Origin of the sequence: Segatella copri, from assembly GCF_009494395.1 — a bacterium.
GTDB lineage: Bacteria > Bacteroidota > Bacteroidia > Bacteroidales > Bacteroidaceae > Prevotella.
Genome location: NZ_VZCB01000035.1, coordinates 25,840 through 48,835, shown reverse-complemented (window position 1 = coordinate 48,835; position 22,996 = coordinate 25,840). Strand labels below are relative to the sequence as shown.

Annotated in this window: 21 protein-coding genes; 15 read left to right on the top strand and 6 right to left on the bottom strand. The window is 45.1% G+C overall.

Annotation, left to right across the window (positions count from 1 at the left end; genetic code table 11):
* Positions 1 to 92 precede the first annotated feature (92 nt).
* Positions 93 to 1,394: a UDP-N-acetylmuramoyl-tripeptide--D-alanyl-D-alanine ligase gene (locus tag F7D73_RS03820; RefSeq protein ID WP_153122361.1), complete on the bottom strand. Its 1,302-nt coding sequence runs from the start codon at positions 1,392 to 1,394 to the stop codon at positions 93 to 95.
* A gap of 142 nt (positions 1,395 to 1,536) precedes the next feature.
* On the opposite strand from F7D73_RS03820, the gene F7D73_RS03815 reads away from it, so the two are divergent.
* The 6 genes from F7D73_RS03815 (at position 1,537) to F7D73_RS03790 (ending at position 7,320) form a co-directional block, all read left to right on the top strand.
* Entirely contained in the window at positions 1,537 to 1,758 is a 222-nt protein-coding gene (locus tag F7D73_RS03815; RefSeq protein WP_022121087.1) for a hypothetical protein, read from the top strand.
* Between the two features lie 220 nt (positions 1,759 to 1,978).
* On the top strand, positions 1,979 to 2,824 hold the full coding sequence (folP, locus tag F7D73_RS03810; protein ID WP_153122360.1) for a dihydropteroate synthase: 846 nt from the start codon (positions 1,979 to 1,981) through the stop codon (positions 2,822 to 2,824).
* Entirely contained in the window at positions 2,821 to 3,591 is a 771-nt protein-coding gene (gene cdaA / locus F7D73_RS03805; RefSeq protein WP_153122359.1) for a diadenylate cyclase CdaA, read from the top strand. Before folP ends, cdaA begins: the two co-directional genes overlap by 4 nt.
* A gap of 301 nt (positions 3,592 to 3,892) precedes the next feature.
* Positions 3,893 to 4,939, top strand: a complete 1,047-nt coding sequence (gene pta, locus F7D73_RS03800) for a phosphate acetyltransferase (protein ID WP_153122358.1) — start codon at positions 3,893 to 3,895, stop codon at positions 4,937 to 4,939.
* A 41-nt stretch (positions 4,940 to 4,980) separates the two neighbouring features.
* Positions 4,981 to 6,183 carry an acetate kinase gene (locus tag F7D73_RS03795; RefSeq protein WP_153122357.1) on the top strand — a complete coding sequence of 401 codons (1,203 nt, stop codon included), beginning with the start codon at positions 4,981 to 4,983 and terminating at the stop codon, positions 6,181 to 6,183.
* 90 nt (positions 6,184 to 6,273) lie between these two features.
* The gene (locus F7D73_RS03790) at positions 6,274 to 7,320 is read left to right on the top strand and encodes a sugar kinase (protein ID WP_153122368.1); all 1,047 of its coding nucleotides are present in this window, start codon (positions 6,274 to 6,276) and stop codon (positions 7,318 to 7,320) included.
* 94 nt (positions 7,321 to 7,414) lie between these two features.
* Here F7D73_RS03790 and F7D73_RS03785 read toward each other — a convergent pair whose 3' ends face one another.
* The 5 genes from F7D73_RS03785 to efp form a co-directional block, all read right to left on the bottom strand.
* The gene (locus F7D73_RS03785; RefSeq protein ID WP_153122356.1) at positions 7,415 to 8,179 is read right to left on the bottom strand and encodes a UDP-2,3-diacylglucosamine diphosphatase; all 765 of its coding nucleotides are present in this window, start codon (positions 8,177 to 8,179) and stop codon (positions 7,415 to 7,417) included.
* A 61-nt stretch (positions 8,180 to 8,240) separates the two neighbouring features.
* Positions 8,241 to 8,561, bottom strand: a complete 321-nt coding sequence (locus tag F7D73_RS03780; RefSeq protein WP_153122355.1) for a metal-sulfur cluster assembly factor — start codon at positions 8,559 to 8,561, stop codon at positions 8,241 to 8,243.
* A 132-nt stretch (positions 8,562 to 8,693) separates the two neighbouring features.
* Positions 8,694 to 9,383 carry a RadC family protein gene (radC, locus tag F7D73_RS03775; RefSeq protein WP_153122354.1) on the bottom strand — a complete coding sequence of 230 codons (690 nt, stop codon included), beginning with the start codon at positions 9,381 to 9,383 and terminating at the stop codon, positions 8,694 to 8,696.
* Positions 9,384 to 9,391: 8 nt separating this feature from the next.
* Positions 9,392 to 10,450: a glycosyltransferase gene (locus F7D73_RS03770; protein ID WP_153122353.1), complete on the bottom strand. Its 1,059-nt coding sequence runs from the start codon at positions 10,448 to 10,450 to the stop codon at positions 9,392 to 9,394.
* Positions 10,451 to 10,514: 64 nt separating this feature from the next.
* Complete coding sequence (efp, locus tag F7D73_RS03765; RefSeq protein WP_022121096.1) at positions 10,515 to 11,081, bottom strand: elongation factor P; 567 nt, start codon at positions 11,079 to 11,081, stop codon at positions 10,515 to 10,517.
* A 221-nt stretch (positions 11,082 to 11,302) separates the two neighbouring features.
* Here efp and rpmH point away from each other — a divergent pair, with 221 nt between their 5' ends.
* The 9 genes from rpmH (at position 11,303) to F7D73_RS03720 (ending at position 22,947) form a co-directional block, all read left to right on the top strand.
* On the top strand, positions 11,303 to 11,458 hold the full coding sequence (gene rpmH, locus F7D73_RS03760) for a 50S ribosomal protein L34 (protein ID WP_004351099.1): 156 nt from the start codon (positions 11,303 to 11,305) through the stop codon (positions 11,456 to 11,458).
* Positions 11,459 to 11,619: 161 nt separating this feature from the next.
* Positions 11,620 to 12,342 (top strand): PASTA domain-containing protein, encoded by a 723-nt coding sequence (locus F7D73_RS03755; protein WP_153122352.1) that lies wholly within the window; start codon positions 11,620 to 11,622, stop codon positions 12,340 to 12,342.
* Between the two features lie 162 nt (positions 12,343 to 12,504).
* Positions 12,505 to 13,566: an RluA family pseudouridine synthase gene (locus F7D73_RS03750; protein WP_153122367.1), complete on the top strand. Its 1,062-nt coding sequence runs from the start codon at positions 12,505 to 12,507 to the stop codon at positions 13,564 to 13,566.
* A gap of 5 nt (positions 13,567 to 13,571) precedes the next feature.
* Entirely contained in the window at positions 13,572 to 14,567 is a 996-nt protein-coding gene (locus F7D73_RS03745) for a D-alanine--D-alanine ligase (RefSeq protein ID WP_153122351.1), read from the top strand.
* Between the two features lie 66 nt (positions 14,568 to 14,633).
* On the top strand, positions 14,634 to 15,782 hold the full coding sequence (locus F7D73_RS03740; RefSeq protein WP_153122350.1) for a 1-acyl-sn-glycerol-3-phosphate acyltransferase: 1,149 nt from the start codon (positions 14,634 to 14,636) through the stop codon (positions 15,780 to 15,782).
* Positions 15,783 to 16,234: 452 nt separating this feature from the next.
* On the top strand, positions 16,235 to 19,483 hold the full coding sequence (locus F7D73_RS03735; RefSeq protein ID WP_153122349.1) for a SusC/RagA family TonB-linked outer membrane protein: 3,249 nt from the start codon (positions 16,235 to 16,237) through the stop codon (positions 19,481 to 19,483).
* A 13-nt stretch (positions 19,484 to 19,496) separates the two neighbouring features.
* Positions 19,497 to 21,302 carry a RagB/SusD family nutrient uptake outer membrane protein gene (locus tag F7D73_RS03730; RefSeq protein WP_153122348.1) on the top strand — a complete coding sequence of 602 codons (1,806 nt, stop codon included), beginning with the start codon at positions 19,497 to 19,499 and terminating at the stop codon, positions 21,300 to 21,302.
* Positions 21,303 to 21,338: 36 nt separating this feature from the next.
* Positions 21,339 to 22,187 carry a hypothetical protein gene (locus F7D73_RS03725; protein ID WP_153122347.1) on the top strand — a complete coding sequence of 283 codons (849 nt, stop codon included), beginning with the start codon at positions 21,339 to 21,341 and terminating at the stop codon, positions 22,185 to 22,187.
* 55 nt (positions 22,188 to 22,242) lie between these two features.
* Entirely contained in the window at positions 22,243 to 22,947 is a 705-nt protein-coding gene (locus tag F7D73_RS03720; protein ID WP_153122346.1) for a hypothetical protein, read from the top strand.
* Positions 22,948 to 22,996 lie beyond the last annotated feature (49 nt).

Below are 22,996 nucleotides of genomic sequence, written 5' to 3'. Positions count from 1 at the left end.
GTATCTTAAGATACATGAGCAAGTATCCTAAGATACTTTTTTGTTCTTCTTTATATCCTTGAAATCAATTTTTCAGGGTGCATTCAAATTTCTTATAACAACTCCGGAAGCTGGAAGAGCTTCACGCTGTTGCTGCCCTTGATGAGGATGTAATGGTCGTGAGGCTGGTTCGCCTTGAGCGCTTCCTTCACTTCCTCTACATTCTGGAACTTGCGGTAGCTGCATGGAATATCCTTGAACTCATCGCCTACCAGCCATACATTCTCCAGACCGGCTGCCTGCAACTGATCTACTACCTTCTGGTGCTCCTCGTGGCTCACTTCGCCGAGCTCGCCCATCTGTCCGAGGATCGCCATCTTATGAGGTACATCCATCACGCGGAAGTTCTCGATGGCAGCTGCCATGCTCGATGGGTTGGCATTGTAGGCATCTACCACCAGCTTATTGTGCGCCGTCTCTTCCAACTGCGAACGGTTGTTGCTTGGGATGTAGTTTTCCAGGGCATGGTCTATCTGCTGAGGCTTCACGTCGAAATGAAGACCGATGGTGATGGCGGCAAGCATGTTGTCGATGTTGTAAGAGCCGATGAGATGAGTCTGAACCTCATGCCAGTCGAAACTCTCTGTGCGCCAGCGGAACTTCAGGAATGGAGCGCAGGAGATGACTTCTCCCCACACATCGCAGTTTTCGTCCTTGCCGTAGGTGATGAGGCGGTTGATGTTGCGCTGCTCAGCCATCTGCATCAGGTGCTCGTTGTCTGCATTGATGAAGACGAGGGCATCGTTGGCTGCGAGGTAATCATAGAGCTCTCCCTTGGTCTTCTTCACGCCTTCGAAGCTTCCGAATCCCTGCAGGTGGGCACGGCCCACATTGGTAATCATACCGCATGTAGGCTCCACGTATTCCACGAGTTTCCGGATGTCGTCTGGATGGGAAGCGCCCATCTCTACAACGGCAATCTCATTCTCTGGTGCCAGACGGAAGAGCGTCTTTGGCACGCCTACATCATTATTGAAGTTACCCTGGGTGAACATCACGTTGAACTTCTCGCCGAGAACGGCAGAGACGAGTTCCTTGGTGGTGGTCTTGCCGTTGGTTCCGGTAATTCCTACTACAGGAATATCGAAATGGCGGCGATGCTCACGGGCTAATTCCTTGAAGGTGGTGAGGCAGTCCTCTACGAGGATGTAGCGCTCGTCGCCCTCCTTGGCATACTCTTTTTCATCAACAATCACATAGGCACAGCCTTTCTCCAAAGCCATGTCGGCAAACTTGTTGCCATCAAACGATGCGCCCTTCAAAGCCAGGAAGATACTGCCCTTTGGGCAGTCGCGGCTGTCAGTGGTAATCACTGGGTGCGCTTGGTAAATCTGATAGAGTTCTGAAATATCCATAGTCTATAACTGTTATTTTGGGTGCAAAAGTAATCTAAATTGTGGACATAACAAACAATTTTCCCAAAAAATGATGGTAATCTCGAATATTCTTTCTATTTTTGCAGAAATATTCAAGTAATCTTTGAAAAGTGAGGTCGGAATGGGCGCAAACATAGAAAGAGATAAATTAAAAACGAGGAAAGACAAGCTAGCTGGTTATTTCTTCGATATCTCCAAACTAAGTTTTGGAGCGATGGTTTTGGGTGGGCTTACGCCAATGATAACAGGAGAATTCGATTATATGAATCTTCTGTACGTTTTATTTGGTGTGTGCATGACAATTATGTTTGCAATAGTAGGTAATCGAATTTTAAAATATTAAGAAAATGGAAACAATGATTTTGATATTTGGAATAGGCACTTTAATAGGTGGTGGTATTTTGCTTTGGACATATACTGAATCTGGGAAGAAATGGCTAAAAAGTTTATAGTTATGAGCTATTTGGCATTGTTCTTTTTAGTTTGCTCAATTTTTAGCCTAAGTTTTATCGCCTGGACTTACGCCAAGCCAGACGAAAAGTGGTTGAAAGAGTTATAACCCAATGGAATATACGATTAATATTAAGGGGCGCTTGATGGATTTGAGTACCCCTCAGGTGATGGGCATCCTGAATGTTACGCCCGACAGTTTCTACTCTGGCAGTAGAAAACAGACAGAAATGGAGATAGCTCAGAGAGCTAATCAGATTATAGAAGAAGGTGGAAGCATCATTGATGTGGGCGCTTTCTCCACCCGTCCCGGTGCCGATGAAGTATCGGAAGAGGAGGAGGGAAGACGCCTGAAGTTTGCTCTCGACATCGTTCGCAAGGAGCAACCGGATGCTGCCGTCTCCGTAGATACCTATCGCCCTACCTTGGCACGCAAGTGTATCGAGGAGTGGGGAGCCGATATCATCAACGATGTATCAGAAGGTGGAATCACAGGCATCGCCAATGTGCCGCTGGAGCAGAGACAGGAGGAATATCCTGAAATGTTCCGGGTGGTGGGCGAGCTGAAGGTACCTTATATATTAATGTCAGTGCAGCCTACGCTCGAAACGATGATGAAGGGCTTTGCCAGAGAGGTACAGCAGTTGCGTGACCTGGGTGCCAAGGATATCATCCTCGATCCGGGCTTCGGCTTCGGCAAGAATCTCATCCAGAATTATCAGATCTATAACGAGATGGAGAAGTTGAACGTGATGGAACTTCCGGTACTTGTAGGTATCTCCCGCAAGAGTATGATATATAAGCTGCTGGGTGGAGATGCCACTACATCGCTCAATGGAACTTCCGTTCTCGACACCATCGCTCTGATGAAGGGCGCTAGCATCCTCAGAGTTCATGATGTGAAGGAAGCTGCTGAGGCAATCAAGATTGTAGAAGCAATGAAGGAGGGACGCACATGATAGAATTTGGAATTAAAGACGTCATCGATATCCTGTTGGTAGCCTCTCTGCTATTCTACGTCTATCGCCTGATGAAGGAATCCCGCTCACTCAACATCTTCGTGGGCATCATGCTCTTCGTGCTTATCTGGCTTTTCGTGAGTCAGGTATTGGAGATGCGTCTGCTGGGGTCTATCCTGGATAAACTGGTGAGTGTGGGAGTCATCGCCCTCATCGTCATCTTCCAGGAAGACATCCGAAGATTCCTTTACGAGATAGGTTCCCAGAAAGGTATGCGCCGACTAGTCCGCTTCTTCCATTCCAGCAAGGAGAGCCAGAAGGAGGCAAACAAGGAGACTGTCATCCCTATCGTAATGGCGTGCATGAGTATGGCGAAGAAATACGTGGGTGCGCTCATCGTCATCGAACGGGGTGTACCTTTGAAGGATATCATGGATACGGGCGAAGAGATAGATGCAAAAATCAATCAGCGTCTGATAGAGAACATCTTCTTCAAGAACTCGCCTCTGCATGATGGTGCCATGGTGGTAAGCAACAAGCGAATCATGGCTGCCGGCTGTATCTTACCGGTGAGCCATAATCTCGATATCCCGAAGGAACTGGGACTCCGTCACCGTGCAGCCTTGGGTATCTCGCAGAGCAGTGATGCCATCGCCGTCATCGTTTCGGAAGAGACGGGACGAATCAGCGTTGCCATCAAGGGAGAGTTCAAACTCCGACTCTCGGCAGAGGAACTGGAAAGCATCCTCACCCAGGAAATGCTATAAGTTAAGTGAAGAGTGAAGAACGAAGAGTGAAGAATTCATGTGCTTTCGTTCTTCTCTTTTCACTCTTAAATTTTTCCTTTTTCACTCTTCGTTCTTCACTTTTCTTGGAACGTAAACCTTTACGATGATTATTATCTACCATTTTAGCTTTTTTTACACATTTTAGTAGGTATTATTTCAAAATAAATATGTACTTTTGCAAAGTCGATGTGGCAAAAAAGCTAAAATCTATGCGAAGAGGCTTTACACTTTGACAAACTTACTTTGGAGACAACAAAAATATATAAAACAATAAAGTAAAATGGATTTATTACAGCAAATCGTAGCTCGCGCTAAAGCTGACAAGCAGCGCATCGTGCTCCCTGAAGCAGAAGAGGAGCGTACATTGAAAGCAGCCGATAAAGTTTTGGCTGATGATCTCGCAGACATCATCCTCATCGGTAACCCTGCCAACATTAAGAAACTCGCTGCACAGTGGGGTCTTAACAACATCGACAAGGCTACTATCGTTGATCCACAAAACAACCCTAAGACTGAGGAGTATGCAGAGAAGCTCGCAGAACTTCGCAAGAAGAAGGGCATGACCGTAGAACAGGCTCGTGAACTCGTTACAAAGAACAACCTCTACCTCGGTTGTATGATTATCAAGACTGAGGGTGCAGACGGTCAGATTTCTGGTGCTTTGAGCACAACTGGCGACACACTTCGTCCAGCTCTTCAGATCATCAAGTGTACTCCAGGTATCACTTGCGTAAGTGGTGCTATGTTGCTCATCACAGACCAGAAGCAGTATGGTCAGGATGGCGTAGTGGTAATGGGTGACGTTGCTGTAACTCCAAACCCTACAGCTGATCAGCTTGCTCAGATTGCTTACACAACAGCTCAGACTGCTCACTCTGTAGCAGGTGTCGTAGAGCCTACTGTAGCCATGTTGAGCTTCTCTACAAAGGGTAGCGCTAAGGATGCTATCAACAAGGAGACAGGTAAGAGTGTTTATATCATCGATAAGGTAAAGGATGCCGTAGCTATCGCTAAGGAGAAGTTCCCAGAGCTTCACCTCGATGGTGAACTTCAGGCTGACGCAGCCCTCGTTCCTGAGGTTGCTGCCAAGAAGGCTCCTGGTTCTGACGTTGCTGGTAAGGCTAACGTATTGGTAGTTCCTAACCTTGAGGTTGGTAACATCGGCTACAAGCTCGTTCAGCGTTTGGGTGGTGCCATCGCTATCGGTCCTATCCTCCAGGGTATTGCCCGTCCTGTTAACGACCTCTCTCGTGGTTGCTCTGTAGACGACATCTACTACATGGTAGCTATTACAGCTTGCCAGGCACAGGATGCTAAGAAGGCGTAAACTAACTTTATTCAATCAATAACATTACAAAAATTAACATTATGAAAGTATTGGTTCTGAACTGTGGTAGTTCATCTATCAAGTACAAGTTATATAATATGGACGATGAGTCTGTATTGGCACAGGGTGGTGTAGAGCGTATCGGTCTTGATAACGCTTTCATCAAGGTGAAATTGCCTAACGGCGAGAAGAAGCAGATCATGCACGACATGCCTGACCACAAGGAAGGTGTGAACTTCGTGTTCAAGTGCCTGCTCGACCCAGAAATCGGCGCTATCAAGGACTTGAAGGAAATCGACGCTGTAGGACACCGTGTCGTACAGGGTGGTGACAAGTTCAAGGAGAGCGTTATCGTTGACAAGAGCGTAGAGGATGGTATCGAGGAACTTTGCGACCTCGCTCCTGTTCACAACGCAGGTCACCTGAAGGGTATCCGTGCCGTTGACTCTTTGATGCCTGGCACTCCTCAGGTTTGCGTATTCGACAACGCGTTCCACAGCACAATGCCAGACTACGCTTACCTCTATGCAATTCCTTACGAGTTGTACGAGAAGTATCACGTACGCCGTTATGGTTTCCACGGAACATCTCACCGCTATGTTTCTAAGCGTGTTTGCGAGATTCTCGGTCTCGACCAGAATAACTCTAAGATCATTACTTGCCACATCGGTAACGGTGGCTCTGTAGCTGCTGTATTGAACGGTAAGGTATTGGATACCTCAATGGGCTTGACTCCATTGGCTGGTTTGATGATGGGTTCACGTTGTGGTGACATCGATGCTTCTGCCGTTACCTACTTGATGGAGAAGTTGAACATGAAGCCACAGGAGATGGCTGACTTCCTGAACAAGAAGAGTGGTGTGCTCGGTATTACAGGTATTTCTTCTGATATGCGCGACATCGAGAACGCTGCCAACGAGGGTAACGAGAAGGCTCAGCTGGCTCTCCGTATGTACGAGTATCGCATCAAGAAGTACATCGGTGCTTACACAGCAGCTATGGGTGGCGTTGACGCTATCGTATTTACAGCTGGTGTTGGTGAGAACCAGACCGACCTCCGCGAGGAAGCTTGCAAGAACCTGGAGTATCTTGGCATCAAGATCAACAAGGAAGTGAATGACAAGGTTCGTGGTGAGGAAGCTATCATCTCTACTGACGACAGTAAGGTGAAGGTTGTAGTAGTTCCTACCGACGAGGAGATCGTTATCGCTCGCGATACAATGGAGTTGGTTGCTAAGAAGTAATCCAGCACAAAGATATAATATAATAAGGTGAAGACTAAAACAAATGTGATAGGTCTTCACCTTTTTAATTTTTTGAGATTTTTGAGAATGATGAAAACAAAGATTGTAACTTTCGGAGAAATATTGCTTAGAATTTCTAAGCCTGGTTATCAACGTTTATTCCAGGGGCATCGTATGTTTGGCAACTATGGTGGCAGTGAGGCAAATGCAGCTATTTCTTTGGCTTATTTGGGTGATAATGTCGAGTATGTTACCCGTGTGCCATACGGTGAGATGGGTGAGGCTGCATTGATGCACCTCAGGGAGTATGGTCTGAATGTTTCTCATGTGGTGCGTGGTGGCGACCGTCTTGGAACTTATTATTTCGAGGAGGCTGTGGCGATGCGCAATTCTCGTGTAGTCTATGACCGCAAGAATTCTTCTTTCTATACCTTGAAGCGAGGTATGGTGAAATGGAATCAGGTGTTGGCTGATGCTGCCGTGTTCCATTGTTCGGGCATCACCTGTGCTATCAGTCGTGATGCGATGGAATCTACGATGGATGCCATCAAGCTGGCTGTAGCCGATGGCCTGACCATTGCCTGCGACATCAACTATCGCAAGAATCTCTGGGGATATGGTTTGGAACCTCATGACGTTCTATTCCAGATGATGCAGTATAGCGACATCATCTTCGGTGACCAGAACGAGTGGGAAATAGCCAGTGGTGTGCCTCATATTCCTTTTGAGGCTTTGGATGAGAACTATGTGATAGACAAGGAGGCTTATCTGGAGTATTTCCGTAAGATGCACCATCTCTTCCCTAAGTGCAAGAAGATGGTGATGGCAGTAAGAAACCAGATTGCCAGCAGTCATCATACACTGAGTGGTCTGCTCTATGATGCTGTGGAAGATCAGCTCTATACAACAAGAATATATGATATAGAGCCGATTGTTGATCCGATGGGTGTAGGCGATGCCTTCGTCGCTGCCTATATTCACGCACATCAGAAGTGGGGCGACAAGAACCAGTATTGCCTGGATTTCTCGCTGTCGGCTAGTGCCATCAAGAATACGATTCCGGGCGATCAGAACCTGGTAAGTGAAGAGGAAATCATCTCGAACATGACTTCTTCGGGAGGAAGAATCCAGCGTTAAGAATAAGTAATAAGAGTACTTGCCAATAATAAAGGGCAACCTGTTTGGGCTGCCCTTTATTATTATCGTTTGTTTTGTTCTTGTTTTTTTGCTTTTACGGTTGGCTTTCGCCTTCCACATATTCTTCCATAAACATGTGTTCGCCATCAAACACGGCGTAGGTGAACTGCCATATCCAGTCACCCAGAATCATCAGGCGGGTCTTCTTGCTCAGCATCAGGTCCAGTTCGATGTGGCGATGACCGAACATGAAGTAATCTATATCCTTATGGCTTTGCATATACTGTTTGGCAAAGCGTACCAGAAATTCCTTCTTTTCGCCCATATAAGGCTCTTCCTTGCCATCGGCACGCTTCAGTCGGCTGTGCTTCGCCCAGTTCAATCCCAGCGCCAGTCCCCAGCGAGGATGGATGGCATTCAGAAGGCGCTGGCAGGTGCGGTTGTGGAACATTGCCTTCAGAAGCTTGAACTTCTTGTCTGGGTCGCCCAATCCGTCGCCATGGGCAAGGAAAAATACCTTGTCGTAAATCTCAACGGTCTGTGGTTTATAGTGCACAATCATGCCGCACTCTTCTTCCAGATAGCCATAAGTCCATAGGTCATGGTTACCGGTGAAGAAATGTACTTCCACTCCCATATCGGTCAACTCTGAGATTTTTCCCAGGAAACGGGTGTATCCTTTTGGAACTACATTCTTGTATTCGTTCCAGAAATCAAACATGTCGCCCAGCAGATAGATGGCTGCAGCCTTGTTCTTGATACTGTCAAGGAAGCGGACGAGACGGCGCTCCTGCATGCGGGCATGCGGAATGGCTAATGAGCCAAGATGCGCATCTGAGAGGAAATATACATTTTTCATAAGCGGTTCTTTTTAAGTGAAGAGTGAAGGATGAAGAGTGAAGAATTCAACGGCTTTGTCTTTATTCAAAGCCGAGTTCTACGCGGGCTTCTTCGCTCATCATGCTCTGGTCCCAAGCTGGTTCGAAAACGAGGTTTACATTGGCTGATTTCACGCCTTCCACGCTATCTACCTTGCTGCGTACATCCTCCAGGATAAAGTCGGCAGCAGGGCAGGATGGGGCTGTAAAGGTCATGTCCAGCTCTACAGTGGCATCGTCCTTTACGTCAATCTTGTAAATCATACCGAGGTCCCAGATGTTTACGGGAATCTCTGGGTCGTAAACGGTTTTGAGAACATCAACGATTCTTTCTTCTATCTTTGTCTTTTCTTCTTGTGTCATAATTTTATATTGTTTTCTGCAAAGGTAACAATAATTATAGACAATGCAAAACAAATGGTGATTTATTTTTCTTGTTTGCGCACAAAGACATGAAAAATTCTTGAATTTATGATGAATATGGAACTTTGGCTTTTACAACTTTCCTTTGTCGTGATAGGAATAAAAGGCGCCATCGGTGATGATGACATGGTCCATAAAGAAGAGACGCATGATTTCGCACGCCTTCTTTATCTGTAGGGTGAGCTGGTCGTCGGCCTTGCTGGGTAATGGACTGTGACTAGGATGATTGTGACAGAAGGCGATGATGGTGGCATTGTTGAGTACGGCTTCCTTGATGAGCAATCGGATGTCTACGGCAGTTTCGGTGATGCCGCCATGAGAGATACAGGTTGCTTTGATGAGCTTGAAGTTCTGGTTCATCATCAATACCCATGCTTCTTCGGTATCAAGATCCTGCATCTTGGGAAGCATGTAGTTGTAGATGGCGAGAGATGAACCCAAATCCGGGCGACTTCCTATTTTGTCAAGGGCACGACGCTTCCCTAGCTCACAGGCTGCAAGGACGGTGATAGCCTTGGCGGGTCCCATTCCTTTGTAGTGGGTGAGTTCCTTGATGGTCATCTTGCCGAGAGTATTGAGATTGTTGTCGCAGTCTTTCATGATGTGTTTCATCAGATCTACTGCACTCTCGTCTCTTGAGCCGGAACCTATTAATATGGCTAGCAGTTCGGCATTGGATAGTGCTGATGCTCCTAGTCGCTCCAGTTTTTCACGAGGTTTGTCTTCCTCTGCCCATTGCGAAATAGAAAGCTTCTCACTCATAGTGTAATCTATTTATAGAAAGTCTTGTTGTATGCGCTGAATTCGCTCTGTCCGAGCAGGCATCTCTTCCACCAGGCTGAAAGGAATCCGCAACCGTAACCCATCAGTTGGGTGAAGGCGGCACGGATGCTCAACAAGCCAATCTTCACGCTGTGATTCTCCCTGCTGCTGTCAATGAACAGCGCAATGATATAGAGAATGATGCCCAGCAGACCGATGCAGCCCAATGCTGCCAGTGCATTGCCCAGGGTTGGGAATACGTGGACGGTGCCCAGCATATACGGCAGAAATCCGAAGAAAAGCAGCAGGAGCGTACCTATCACGCCCACGGTGAAGACCATCGGCAGGAGATGTACGAGCTTGAGACTCTCTGGATACTTCTTGTAAAGGTTGATGCGGGCGATACCGCTGTTGTAAACCTGTCGCCAGAATTTGCGGAAGTCGGTGCGGCGCTTATGCCATACCCATGCTTCAGGGAACAGACGGCAACGGCAGCCTGCCTTGAAGATACGGATAGAGAAATCGATGTCCTCACCAAAACGCATGTTAGAAAAGCCATTCAACTTGAGATAAACATCCCTGCGGATGCCCATGTTGAATGAACGGGGGTAGAACTTATCCATCTTCTTCTTTCCGCCACGGATACCACCGGTGGTAAAGAAAGAAGTCATGGAATAAGAAATGGCTTTCTGAGTATCTGTAAATGATGAGTGCGCCTTGTCGGGACCGCCGAATGCATCGGCAGGTTCGCGGCTCAACTCATCACTTACAGCCTTCAGATAACCCTCTGGCAAGACCACGTCGCTGTCGAGTATCAGGAGATACTCGCCCTTGGCACGCTCGGCACCATAGTTGCGACTCTGGCCCGGACCAGAGTTCTCCTTATAGTAATAATGTATATCCATCAGGTTATCGTACCGGTTGCACACATCCTCGCAAGGAGTCTGTGAGCCATCCTCTACGATGACTACCTCGAAGTCCTTCTCCGTTTGATGGGTTAGACTTTCCAAGAGTTCGTCCACTTCGTCCGGACGATTGAAAACAGGTACTATGATGGAATATTTCATTCTTCTTACTATTAAGGGTTAAGTTTTGCTCGATGAGAGCGTAATCTTTTGAATCAGAAACAGATTACTCGCTTACACGACCGAGGTAGCTACCGTCACGGGTGTCGATCTGAATAGTCTCGCCTTCGTTGACGAACAAAGGAACACGAACCTCAGCACCAGTCTCCAATGTAGCAGGCTTTGTAGCGTTGGTAGCAGTATTACCCTTTACACCTGGCTCAGAGTGAGTAATCTTCAAAGTAGTCTTCACTGGCATTTCAGCCAAGAGGATAGTACCATCAGTTGTATCAGTAACCACCTCAACAACGTCACCCTCCTTCATGTACTGGCCACCAGTAACGTTCTCCTTAGCGATAGGCACCTGCTCGAAAGTCTCCTGGTTCATGAAGATACAGCCAGTAGCGTCCTCGTAGAGGTACTGGTAAGGACGGCGCTCAACGCGAACATCCTCCAATTTGAAACCTACCTGGAATGTACGTTCCAATACACGACCGTCGGCAACATTCTTCAATTTTGTGTTCATTACGGTGTTACCTTTACCTGGCTTTCTGTGCTGAAAGTCGATGCAAACCCATACTTTGCCATCCATGCGGATGCAAGTACCAATCTTAATTTCCTGTGAATTAATCATTTCTTGTTTATCTTGAATGTTATTATAATAATCTCAAAATCGGGTGCAAAGTTACGGCAAAAACATGAAAAAACAAAGGGAAAATCGAAAAAAACATAAATATTTAAGCTAAATTTGGTAGTTTTCTTGGTTATTTCAGAAAATATGCGTAATTTTGCAGCCCAAAAAGGGCGTATTTTGCTCTTTTGTGAAGAATATTAATTAAAAAATAAATAAGAAAAATGAAAAGAACATTTCAGCCTCACAATCGTCGTCGCGTGAACAAGCATGGTTTCCGCGAGCGTATGGCAACAAAGAATGGTCGTCGCGTATTGGCTTCTCGCCGTGCTCATGGCCGTAAGAAGTTAACTGTATCTGACGAGCACCACGGAAAGTAATTTCCTGTAGGAAAATTCGTCGGACGACGATGACATTAAAAGCAGCAAGGAGAGATTCTTTGCTGCTTTTTGTTTTTTTATGCACTTGTGATGCGCAAAAACTTTGTGTTTTATTTTGTATTGTCTTCGATTATTCCTATCTTTGCACCAAAAAAGTAAGAATGACTTTATCTGAGTTTATAAATAAGTTTAAGAGTAAGTATCTTTGGGGCAATCTCATAGCCATGTTCCTGGTCTTTATTTTGCTCTGTGTCGGTGTCAAGTTTGGCATCGATATCTATACCCATCACGGTGAAGCCATCAGGGTACCTGATATCAGATACAAGAAAATTGAGGATGCTACCCGCATCCTGGATGATGCCGGATTGCAGATTGTGGTTACGGATACGGGATATGTACGTTCCCTGCCTGCTGACTGCATCCTGGAGCAGACGCCTGTATTCGGAGAATTGGTAAAATCGGGGCATGTCATCTATGTGACCATCAATTCCGATCATTCTCCACGCATCACCGTTCCTGATGTCATTGACAACTGCTCCCTGCGTGAAGCAATGGCAAAGCTGACGGCTATGGGATTCAAGCTGGGCTCGCCTGAATATATTCCGGGTGAAGAGGATTGGGTATACGGTATCCTCGTGAAAGGAAAGCATGTGGTGGCTGGCGACAAGGTGTCTATTGATGATACCTTGATTATCCAGGTGGGTAACGGCCGACGCGATGCTTCCGATTCTTTTGATATCGTTGATCCTATCTCGCATAGTGAAGAGGATGTCATTGAAGGGGAGGGTACCGGAGAAAGCGAGACGGATAATTTCGAGGTGGTTCCTGGTACTGAACCTGCTGAACCGACACACGAACATCAGCAGAATGAGGTTGTGGAGTAGGAGAAATGAAAAGTGAAGAGTGAAGAACGAAGAGTGAAGAATTCAATAGTAATACGAATGATATTTTTAGATTATATATATAATAAGGTATATGCTCCTGTAGAGGAAGACTTCGGTTTTGATGATGCGGGAGATATCGATGAACTGGATGGCGAACTCCAGATGGAGGAAGGTGGAGCTGTGCCGGCTGGCGAAGGAGGCGATGATCTCTATGAGCACTGGAAGGTGCAGGTGGACGCCAATCAGGATCCTGTCCGCATCGACAAGTATCTGGCTGACAAGATGGCTTACCAGAGCCGCAACCGCATTCAGCAGGCTGCCGATGCTGGTTTTATCCATGTAAACGGCAAACCGGTGAAGAGTAATTACAAGGTGCGTCCGAACGACATCGTTACGCTGATGCTCGACCGTCCCCGTCATGAGACCAGTATCAAGCCGGAGGAAATCGACATCAATGTGGTATATGAAGACGACCAGTTGATGGTGGTGAACAAAGAGGCTGGAATGGTGGTTCATCCGGGAGCCGGCAACTTCCATGGTACCTTGATTCAGGCAGTAGCCTGGCATCTGAGAGATATGCCGGAGTTTGATGCCAACGACCCGGAAGTGGGATTGGTGCATCGCATTGACAAGGATACCAGCGGATTGCTCGTTGTTGCCAAGACACCTACTGCCAAGACGGCATTGGGCAAGCAGTTCTTCAACAAGACTACCCATCGCAGCTACAACGCCCTGGTTTGGGGAAACATCGTTGAAGATGAGGGACGCATCGAGGGTAATATCGGACGTGACCCGAAGAACCGTCTCCGCATGAAGGTCTTCGACCCGGATAGCGGTATCGGCAAGAGTGCGGTTACTCATTATAAGGTGTTGGAGCGTTTCGGCTATACCACCTTGGTGCAGTGCATCCTGGAAACGGGTCGTACCCATCAGATCCGTGCCCACATGAAGCAGATAGGTCATCCACTCTTTATGGACGAGACTTATGGAGGTGCTGAGATTCTGAGAGGTCAGCGCAGCAGCGGTTACAAGGCATTCATCCAGAATTGCTTCAAACTCTGTCCACGTCAGGCACTCCATGCCAAGACCCTCGGTTTTGTTCATCCTACAACAAAGGCGCAGATGGACTTCGACAGTGAGTGGCCGGAAGATTTTAGACAATTAATAGAAAAGTGGCGCGGCTTCATCGCTGGCACCACAAAAGATACATTCAAAAATATTTAGTAATTATGGAAAATAGCAAGAGAACGATAGCCATCGTATGCGGTGGTGATTCTTCTGAGCACGACGTTTCATTGCGCTCAGGTCAGGGGTTGTACTCATTCTTCGACAAAGAGCGTTACAATATTTACCTGGTCGATGTAAAGGGTACCGACTGGCACGTGGCTTTCGATAATGGCGAGACAGCCGAAATCGACAAGAACGACTTTTCTTTCGTAAAGGATGGCAAGCATGTATACTTCGATTATGCTTATATTACCATCCATGGACAGCCTGGTGAGAATGGTGTGATGCAGGGATACTTCGACCTTATCCACCTGCCATACTCTACAAGTGGTGTGCTGGTAGAGGCAATGACCTTCGACAAGTATGTGCTCAACAATTACCTGCGCGGTTTCGGCGTGAACGTGGCAGACAGTATCTTGCTCCGTCGTGGTGATCAGTATGATGAGGACGAGATTGCCGAGCGCATCGGTATGCCTTGCTTCGTAAAACCAGCTGCTGACGGCAGTAGCTTCGGTGTGAGCAAGGTGAAGAATGCCGACCAGTTGGCTCCAGCCCTCCGTGTGGCATTCATGGAGAGCAACGAGGTAATGATTGAAGGCTTCCTCGATGGTACCGAGATTTCCCAGGGTATTTACAAGACAGCAGAGAAGACCGTTGTCTTGCCAGCTACCGAGGTGGTAACCAGCAATGAGTTCTTCGATTACGATGCCAAGTATAACGGTCAGGTACAGGAAATCACTCCAGCCCGTCTCTCTCCTGAGACTGCTAAAGAGGTGGCAAAGACCACATCCCGCATCTACGATATCCTCCATGCCAACGGTATCATCCGTATCGACTACATCATCTCTAAGGATAAGGACGGTAAGGACAAGGTGAATATGCTGGAGATCAATACCACTCCAGGAATGACCGTTACCAGCTTCATTCCTCAGCAGGTGCGCGCTGCAGGCCTTGACATTAAGGATGTGCTCAGCGACATTGTGGAGAATCAGTTCTAAACATCAAACATCATATGTGGTTCTGCGACATTCTCGCAGAGCCATATATATAATAAGGTATATATTATGAAGATCCCTCAAGAATTTGATACCATTCGACCTTGGGAACCGGAAGACCTTCCTGAGGTGTTCGACCGTTTGCTTTCAAACGATCAGTTCAAGCAAGTACTTGCTTATCTCTATCCACAAGTTCCTTTCGAGACGATTGCCCAGAAGTTGAAGGCCTGCAAGACCAATCTGGAGTTCCAGAAAGCTTTTGCCTACGATTTTGTTCAGGGCATCCTGAAGAAGGCAGCGACGGGTTGTGAGATGGATTGCGCTGCCATCGATAATACCCGCAACTATTCTTTCATCAGCAACCACCGCGACATCGTGCTCGATTCAGCCATCCTCGATGTAATGCTTATCGACAATGGCTTCAAGACCACCTGCGAGATAGCCATCGGAGATAATCTCCTGTCTCTTCCTTGGGTCAAGGACCTGGTACGTGTCAACAAGGCTTTTATCGTGGAACGTGCCTTGAGCATGCGCCAGATGCTGATGTCGAGCAAGCGTCTTTCCGACTATATGCACTTCGCCATCAAGGAGAAGAACGAGAATATCTGGATTGCCCAGCGAGAGGGTAGAGCCAAGGATAGCGACGACCGCACACAGAAGAGCATCCTGCAGATGATGGCGATGGGCGGAGAAGGCAGCGTTATCGACCGCCTGAAGCAGCTTCATCTCGTTCCGCTGTCTATCAGCTATGAGTATGATCCTTGCGATTTTCTCAAAGCTCAGGAGTATCAGCTCAAGCGTGATGTGGAAGGCTGGAAGAAGGGACCTATGGATGATCTCGTAAGCATGCAGACCGGTATCTTCGGTTATAAGGGACATGTACATTATCATGCAGCCCCATGCCTAGACGAATATCTTGATTCCCTCGACCCGGAGATGCCGAAGCAGGAACTCTTCACTACCATCGCTTCGCATATCGACCATGAGGTTCATAGTAACTATCGCCTCTATCCAGGCAATTATGTGGCACTTGATCTTTTGGAGAATACCGAGGCACATGTAGCGGAATATACTGCAGAAGACAAGGCACGATTCGAGAAATATATCGTAGGACAGTTGGCGAAGATTCAGCTTCCAAACAAGGATGAAGCCTTCTTGAAAGAGAAGATTTTAACGATGTATGCCAACCCGGTTCGCAATTTTCTTGCTACAAAGTAACGAGAAGAATCAAATAGGGTGATACTTTTTTGCTCTTTATGCGAAAATGTACCACAAAAACTGCTAAAATGTTAAGTGTACGATAAACACTGAAGGTTAACAAACCTTTCGTGTTTATCGTCATTTCTTAAAAAAAATAACCTTAGTAACGAAAAATACATAAATTGAGCAAAATAGTATCAGCTTTTTTCAAAAAAGAGTTGTACATTTGCAGCCGTGATACGATTGCAACTGTTACCACTGAATGATATCTACTTACAATGTGTCACAAACAAAGAGCTAAAATAACAAAACTAACAAATAAAAATATTTTGACCTATGAACATGAATTCAACTTGAAAGTTAAAAATCGTTTCCCTGCAGCTGGTAGTTGTAAGGAAGCATAGAGAGTGGCTATTTACTAGTCAATCACAAAGATTTAATTCTATTAAACCTAGAAAGTACAATAAGATATGAATCTAAACTTAAGAAAATCAGTGCTGCTTGTTGGAGCGTTGGCATCCTTAGGCTTGAGTTACACAACTGAAGCTTTGGCAACATCTCCAAATTTTGCTGTTAACTCAGTACAGCAGTCTAAGAAGGTTACCGGTAATGTAAGTGACGCAGAAGGTCCTATCATCGGTGCAAGTGTAGTAGAAAAGGGCAATCCTAGCAATGGTGCAGTTACCGACTTGGATGGTAACTTTACATTGAATGTGAAGCCGGGCGCTACTATTGTAGTTACCTATATTGGTTATCAGAAGCAGGAAATTGCTGTAGGTAACCAGTCTAGTTACAAAATCACAATGAAGACTGACGACAAGACTCTCGATGAAGTTGTTGTCGTAGGTTATGGTGTGCAGAAGAAGAAGCTCGTTACCGGTTCTACCATTGAGGTGAAGGGTGATGATATTCAGAAGATGAATACCACTCAGGTGTTGGGTGCCTTGCAGAGCCAGACTCCTGGTGTTAACATTCAGGCGGCTTCCGGTCAGCCTGGTGATGGCTTTAAGATTTCAATCCGTGGTGCCGGTACCAACAGCTCTACCGCTCCTCTTTATGTAATTGATGGAGTTTCTGGTGGTGACATCAATGCTTTGAACCCTGCCGACATCGAGCGTATCGACGTATTGAAGGATGCCGCATCTTGTGCCATCTACGGTTCTGCCGCAGCCAATGGTGTAATCCTTGTAACTACCAAACAAGGTAAGATGGGCAAGGTTCAGGTTACTTATGATGCTAACGTGGGTTGGCAGAATATGTATAAGAAGCCTCAGTTGTTGACAGCAAAGCAGTATATGGCTGTTCAAGACCAGGTATCTTACAATAATGGTGGCTCTGCTTATGATTGGTCTAAGTATATTGATGCAGATTTGTTGAATGCATACCAGGATGGTTCTAATGCAGGTACAGATTGGATTGATGCAATTCGCAATAAGAATGCCATCGTAACCAACCATTCTTTGAATGTGACAGGTGGTAACGACTTGTCTAAATTCTCTATGGGTGTAGGTTATCAGTATCAGGATGGTGTTCTCGGCAATGTCGTTAAGTCTGATTTCCGCCGTTTCACTTTCCGCTTGAACTCTGAGCATGTTGTTTACCGTGTAGGTAAGCGTGATGTAATTAAGATCGGTGAGAATGTTTACTATCAGCACAAGCAGAATCAGGGTGTTCAGATTGGTAACCAATATTCAAATGTTCTCTCTGACATGCTTCGCGCTAATCCTTGTGTACCTATTTATAACAAGGATGGTAATTATTTTATGTATGACGATTTGAAGAACTCTGGTTCTGCCGGTTGGTTTGCTTTCAATTCATATACAAGCAACCCTATTGCTTCAATGGTTAATAACCAGTCTGGTGCAAATAAGGGCAAGTCTTTTAACTTGAATGCTGTAGGTTATACAGAGATTTCACCTATTGAAGGTCTGACCTATCGTGGCCAGATTGCTTATAAGCAGTGGTCTAATTCATGGAGATGCTATTTGGCTGAATATCGTTTGAATGACCAGGGGGCTAGCCGTGATAAGGATCAGTTGTCTAACAATGTTGGCTTGGGATGGAATTGGACGTTGACTAACACATTGAATTATAAGTTCAATATAGCCAAGTTACACCACTTCGATACTTTGGTAGGTATGGAGTATTACAAGTCTAGACCAGACTATGGAGAGTCTGTTAATGCGACAGTTAATGGTTCTATCTTTAAGGATTTTGCACATGCTTATCCTAGCTTGGCTGATGGCAATGCAGTGGCATCTGTCGTTACAGGAGAACCTGCTGGTTATGAGAGCAAGTTGTCTTACTTTGCTCGTGTAAACTACGACTTTGATGAGAAGTATATGTTGACTGCAATTATCCGTGCTGATGGTTCTTCTAACTTCTCTCCAGATAAGCGTTGGGGCTACTTCCCTTCTGTATCTGCTGGTTGGGTAATCTCTAATGAAAAGTTTATGGAAAGTACTGCCTCTTGGTTGGACTTCTTGAAACTTCGTGCAGGTTGGGGACAGAATGGTAACTGTAATTTGCCAAGTAGCCAGTGGCGTGCTGGTTTTGAGTTTGGTGAGTATGGTGTTTATCCTTTCAACGACAAGACAAGCAATACTACAGGTGCTTATCCAAACCGCCTTTCAAACCCAGATTTGTCTTGGGAGACTTCAGAGCAGTTGAACATTGGTATCGATACCCGTTTCTTGCATGGTCGCTTGGGCTTTACTGCAGACTGGTATAGTAAGAAGACCAAAGACCTCTTGATTAATGTCCAGGCTAATGCTGTTTCTGGTTTCAGTACTCAGTGGGTAAACGGAGGTACTGTAGAGAACAAGGGTGTGGAGCTTGCACTTAATTGGAATGATAAAGTGGGTAAGGACTTCACTTATGGCTTGAACTGGAATATGGCTATCAATAAGAATGAGGTGACAGAGATTAAGGGTGATGCCGACTTCATTGAGGGTGGTAAGGATCTCTTGGCTCAGAATACTGGTAATATGGCTCGTATGTGGAAGGGACATGCTATTGGATGTTTCTATGGTTACAAGACAGAAGGTGTTATGCAGAATGGGGCAGACGTTCAGGCTTACCTTGACAAGAACTGCAAGGGCAATGCCGCTAACTCTCTTCAGGGTACAGGTATCAAGCCTGGTGACTTGAAGTTTGTTGATGTCAATGGTGATGGTGTTGTCAATGCAGATGATAAGACCGATATTGGCGATCCTCATCCTGATGTCACAATGGGCTTCTCTTTCAATATCGGCTATAAGGGCTTCGACTTGAGTGCTACTACTTATGGCGCTTTTGGTCAGCAGGTAGCTCGTTCTTGGCGTAAGTTTACCGATGGTCAGTACGAAAACTATACCACAGAGGTTTATGACTACTGGCATGGTGAAGGTACTTCTAATAAGTATCCACTTCTTGCCCCAGGTAATACGGGTGTAAACTGGCAGCAGATTTCTGATATTTATGTTGAGAATGCAAGTTACTTCCGTTTGCAGAACCTGACAGTCGGTTATGACTTCAAGAATATCTGGAAGAATTGTCCATTCCAGCAGCTTCGTCTCTACTTCACTGCTCAGAACCTCTTTACAATAACAGGTTATAAGGGTATGGATCCAGAAAATGGTATGTCCCTTAATGGTAATGAGGCATGGGTTACTGGTGTAGATGTAGGTAACTATCCACAGCCACGTACTTATATGGTGGGTGTTAATGTTAAATTCTAAAAGCGAAATTGCAATGAAAAAAATATCATTATATATAAGTGCGGCGATTGTTGCCTTGAGCATGTCGTCTTGCGACTTAGACTCAGTGAGCATGAAGGAGGCTGATACAACCAACTTCCCTAAGACTACTGAGCAGATTAACCAGACTTTGGCTGGTGTATATCAGAATTTGAATGAGATATCCAAGAATCCACAAGAATCATACTTGTATTGGTCTCTTCTTGCCAGTGATGATATGCTGGGTGGTGGTGGTTTCAATGATAAGTTGATGCAGGCTTGTGACTTGCTTTGCAACTATGGTATCAATATGACCGAGAACTTCTGGAAGGCTAGATATCAGGGTATCAACCGTGCCAATACTTTGATTGAGGCTTTGGAAAATGTGGAGATGGAGGCTACGGCTAAAGCTCAGGCTTTGGGTGAGGCTAAGTTCTTGCGCGCCTTCTATTATTATGAGTTGGCATCTATGTATGGTCGTGTTCCATTGAACCTTACATCTACGGCTCCAGACAATACAACTCCTCCATCTGCAGCCGAGATTTGGGGTCAGATTCTTCAGGATCTTTATGAAGCATCAACAACAATGCCTGCTCAGCGTTTGACCAATGGTCATGTTGACAAGTATGCTGCAGAGGCTATGTTGGGTCGTGCTTGGTTGTTCTATACAGGTTTCTATTGCAATGGTGAAGAAATCAAGGATTTGACCAGTACAAATTATTCTCCAATGACAGAGGTCGCTTTACCTAATGGTACCACTCTGACAAAGAAGATGGTTAGCGATTTGATTGATGACTGTGTCAATAATGGCAAGTCTGCTGGTTATGCTTTGGTTCCAGACTTCCGTGAGTTATGGGCTTATACCAATAAATATACAGTTGAGGACTTCCCTTATACAAAGGGACAGAACTTAAAGTGGGCAGAGGATGATAATCAGGCTAATCCTGAGTCTATGTTTGCTATTAAGTTCAACAAGACTGCCAGCTGGAATAAAGGTTGGGGTATTGGAACTTGTAATGGTTATGCTCTTCACTTCGGTGTTCGTGGTGGCCAGCCTTATGCTGATACATTCCCATTCGGTCAGGGTTGGGGCGCAGGTCCTGTAGCTCCTAATCTTGTTAATGACTGGAAGGTGGCTAACCCTGAGAATAAGGATGTTCGAGAGGACGCATCTGTAGAAAATGTCAACGATATGCCTGCTTATAAGCATGGTGGTGCAAGTTGGGCTGATTTTATCCAGGAAACTGATTACTATCAGATGAAGATAGGACCAGTCTCTTGTAAGACACCTGTGGGCTCTGCCTATAAGAAAGATTATATGGAGGTCTTTGAGTTGGCTATGTATGGATTGGATGGTTGGCAGAATAATGACTATATGCAGACTGGTAACATCCATGACCTGGTATTGATTCGTTATGCCGATGTACTTTTGATGCAGTCGGAGCTGGAAGAAAATGTGGCTGGTATGAATGAAGTTCATAAGCGTGCAACAGGAGTAGCAAACTATTATACTTCTTATTCTTTGGCTGATCTTCAGAAAGAACGTCGTTGGGAGTTGGCTTTCGAGGGAACCCGTTGGAATGATATCCGTCGTTGGCACATCGCAGCTGCAGCTCTTGAGAAGCAGACGAATCAGCCAATTTATACTGGAGGTGCAGAATCGAAGAATGTAGCTCAGAATGGTGGCTATACTACTCGTTATAATGCAACTGCCGGCTTTGCTAAGATTCCAGAGAACCAAATCATTTTGAATCATGGTATGCTTCAGCAGAATGCTGGTTATACTGATGCATCTGGTGAGTATAATGGTTGGAAGGAGTAATATTTGTTCGTTTAATGTTTTAAAGACAATGGAATTATGAAAAAGATATTGTTTATGATACCATTATTGGCTTTATTGTTCACTGCATGTGACCCAATAAGCGAAGATAATGGACCTGGTGCAAATATAAGTGCAGAGGAACTTAGTAATGGCTTTACTATAACTCAGGAGAGTGAAGGTAATAATAACCTTACTTTCAATATTTCTCCTGCAAGATATGTGAAGATTTATAATGCCGACAATAATGGTCTTGTTGCTCAAGGTACTGGTTCTTTGACTACTCAGGTGGTTCCTCCTGTTACTTCTGCAAATTACTATGTTGAGGCAATTAACCCAGATGGTTCTATAGTGAAGTCTTCAAGTAAAGGCGTAACAGTTAATAACTATACTAAGTTACCTGCTATCTTTGACCAAGTATTTGGAAAGGATGCTAATGGTAATTATCTTACCTCTACATGGACTTGGGATGATTCATCCGATAAGTGCTGGGGCAATGGTGGCTGGGGAAGCGACCAGGGTCCTTCTTGGTGGGGCTTCAATGCTGGAGCCGATTTGGAAGGTCAGGCCAGTGGTAAGGGCTTAGCAGGTGATGGCTTACCTGATGCTTGGTTCTCTCTTAGCTTGAGCGAAGGTGTCAAGACGAGTCGTGGTGAAACAGGTACTGTAACCGTTAACGATGAACCTTCTAAGCAAGGTTGGGATATTGGTACTATGACATTCTCTGGTACTGTTCCTTTGCTGGGTGTACTTCCAAACGATGGTAATGCACGTTGTTACAAGTATCAGATTATCAAGGCAACGGGAGATAAACTTATCCTCGCAGCCCAGTCATCATCTGGTACTGAAGGTTGGTTCTTGTCATTCAAGAAGATTCCTAATAAGTAATTATATGGGTGTTGGAGTTGTTTTCCAATTCCAACACCTTTAAATATAAGGTTTTATGAAGAAGATATTTTTATTTCTATTCTTGTTATGCAATTTACTTTCCGTTAATGCTGGTGAATTACAGAGAATATTAGCCTCTGATACTTCTACTCCAACTCCTGAAGGATGCACAAAGGTTGTGTTTGTTAATGGAACTTCATGTGCTGCAATACCTTCTATGGTGATAAAGGATGCATCAGGTGAAACTTTTGTGCTGGTAGCCAAGGAATCTAATGGAGCTCCTTATATGTATTTTATTCCGAATGGAAAGTATACTGTGGTATCAATGAGTAATGTTAAGCGTTGTAATACAGCAAAAGGAGAATTGAAAAATGGAGATTCTTTCGATGTTCCTTCCGTTGGATATTTTACTTTGGAGTCAAAGTTTGATGCTCCTGTTGTAGAACAAGTAAAAACGTATGGACCTTATCCAATGCATTATGAACAGGCAATACCTTTTGGTTATTCAAAGATTATAGTAGACTCTAGTAAAGATTATATAAATGGTGTCGTTTCTTTGAAGCGCCTTTCTGATGGTAATTTGTATAAGATTTCAGGTAGTGCCACTTATTATCAGCAATGGTATTATTTTATACCAAAAGGTGATTACCAAGTTGTGAGTGTAGGCTCCGACTATAAGACTAAGATTAATGGATTCACTGCTTATCAAGGTTTTAAGGTTACTTTTTTAGATAGTGGTTCTGTTGCCTTTAGTAAATAGAAATGCAAAAAATGATAATCGTTGTGATTATAATATAAATAAGGTTAGG

Bases quoted from the DNA above. Each gene is read 5' to 3' on its own strand.
- F7D73_RS03820 (WP_153122361.1), bottom strand. From the start codon at position 1,394: ATGGATATTTCAGAACTCTATCAGATTTACCAAGCGCACCCAGTGATT.
- F7D73_RS03770 (WP_153122353.1), bottom strand. From the start codon at position 10,450: ATGAAATATTCCATCATAGTACCTGTTTTCAATCGTCCGGACGAAGTG.
- F7D73_RS03780 (WP_153122355.1), bottom strand. From the start codon at position 8,561: ATGACACAAGAAGAAAAGACAAAGATAGAAGAAAGAATCGTTGATGTT.
- F7D73_RS03750 (WP_153122367.1), top strand. From the start codon at position 12,505: ATGGAGGAAGGTGGAGCTGTGCCGGCTGGCGAAGGAGGCGATGATCTC.
- F7D73_RS03815 (WP_022121087.1), top strand. From the start codon at position 1,537: ATGGGCGCAAACATAGAAAGAGATAAATTAAAAACGAGGAAAGACAAG.
- folP (WP_153122360.1), top strand. From the start codon at position 1,979: ATGGAATATACGATTAATATTAAGGGGCGCTTGATGGATTTGAGTACC.
- efp (WP_022121096.1), bottom strand. From the start codon at position 11,081: ATGATTAATTCACAGGAAATTAAGATTGGTACTTGCATCCGCATGGAT.
- radC (WP_153122354.1), bottom strand. From the start codon at position 9,383: ATGAGTGAGAAGCTTTCTATTTCGCAATGGGCAGAGGAAGACAAACCT.
- pta (WP_153122358.1), top strand. From the start codon at position 3,893: ATGGATTTATTACAGCAAATCGTAGCTCGCGCTAAAGCTGACAAGCAG.
- cdaA (WP_153122359.1), top strand. From the start codon at position 2,821: ATGATAGAATTTGGAATTAAAGACGTCATCGATATCCTGTTGGTAGCC.
- F7D73_RS03740 (WP_153122350.1), top strand. From the start codon at position 14,634: ATGAAGATCCCTCAAGAATTTGATACCATTCGACCTTGGGAACCGGAA.
- F7D73_RS03735 (WP_153122349.1), top strand. From the start codon at position 16,235: ATGAATCTAAACTTAAGAAAATCAGTGCTGCTTGTTGGAGCGTTGGCA.
- F7D73_RS03730 (WP_153122348.1), top strand. From the start codon at position 19,497: ATGAAAAAAATATCATTATATATAAGTGCGGCGATTGTTGCCTTGAGC.
- F7D73_RS03785 (WP_153122356.1), bottom strand. From the start codon at position 8,179: ATGAAAAATGTATATTTCCTCTCAGATGCGCATCTTGGCTCATTAGCC.
- F7D73_RS03720 (WP_153122346.1), top strand. From the start codon at position 22,243: ATGAAGAAGATATTTTTATTTCTATTCTTGTTATGCAATTTACTTTCC.
- F7D73_RS03755 (WP_153122352.1), top strand. From the start codon at position 11,620: ATGACTTTATCTGAGTTTATAAATAAGTTTAAGAGTAAGTATCTTTGG.
- F7D73_RS03795 (WP_153122357.1), top strand. From the start codon at position 4,981: ATGAAAGTATTGGTTCTGAACTGTGGTAGTTCATCTATCAAGTACAAG.
- F7D73_RS03725 (WP_153122347.1), top strand. From the start codon at position 21,339: ATGAAAAAGATATTGTTTATGATACCATTATTGGCTTTATTGTTCACT.
- F7D73_RS03790 (WP_153122368.1), top strand. From the start codon at position 6,274: ATGAAAACAAAGATTGTAACTTTCGGAGAAATATTGCTTAGAATTTCT.
- F7D73_RS03745 (WP_153122351.1), top strand. From the start codon at position 13,572: ATGGAAAATAGCAAGAGAACGATAGCCATCGTATGCGGTGGTGATTCT.
- rpmH (WP_004351099.1), top strand. From the start codon at position 11,303: ATGAAAAGAACATTTCAGCCTCACAATCGTCGTCGCGTGAACAAGCAT.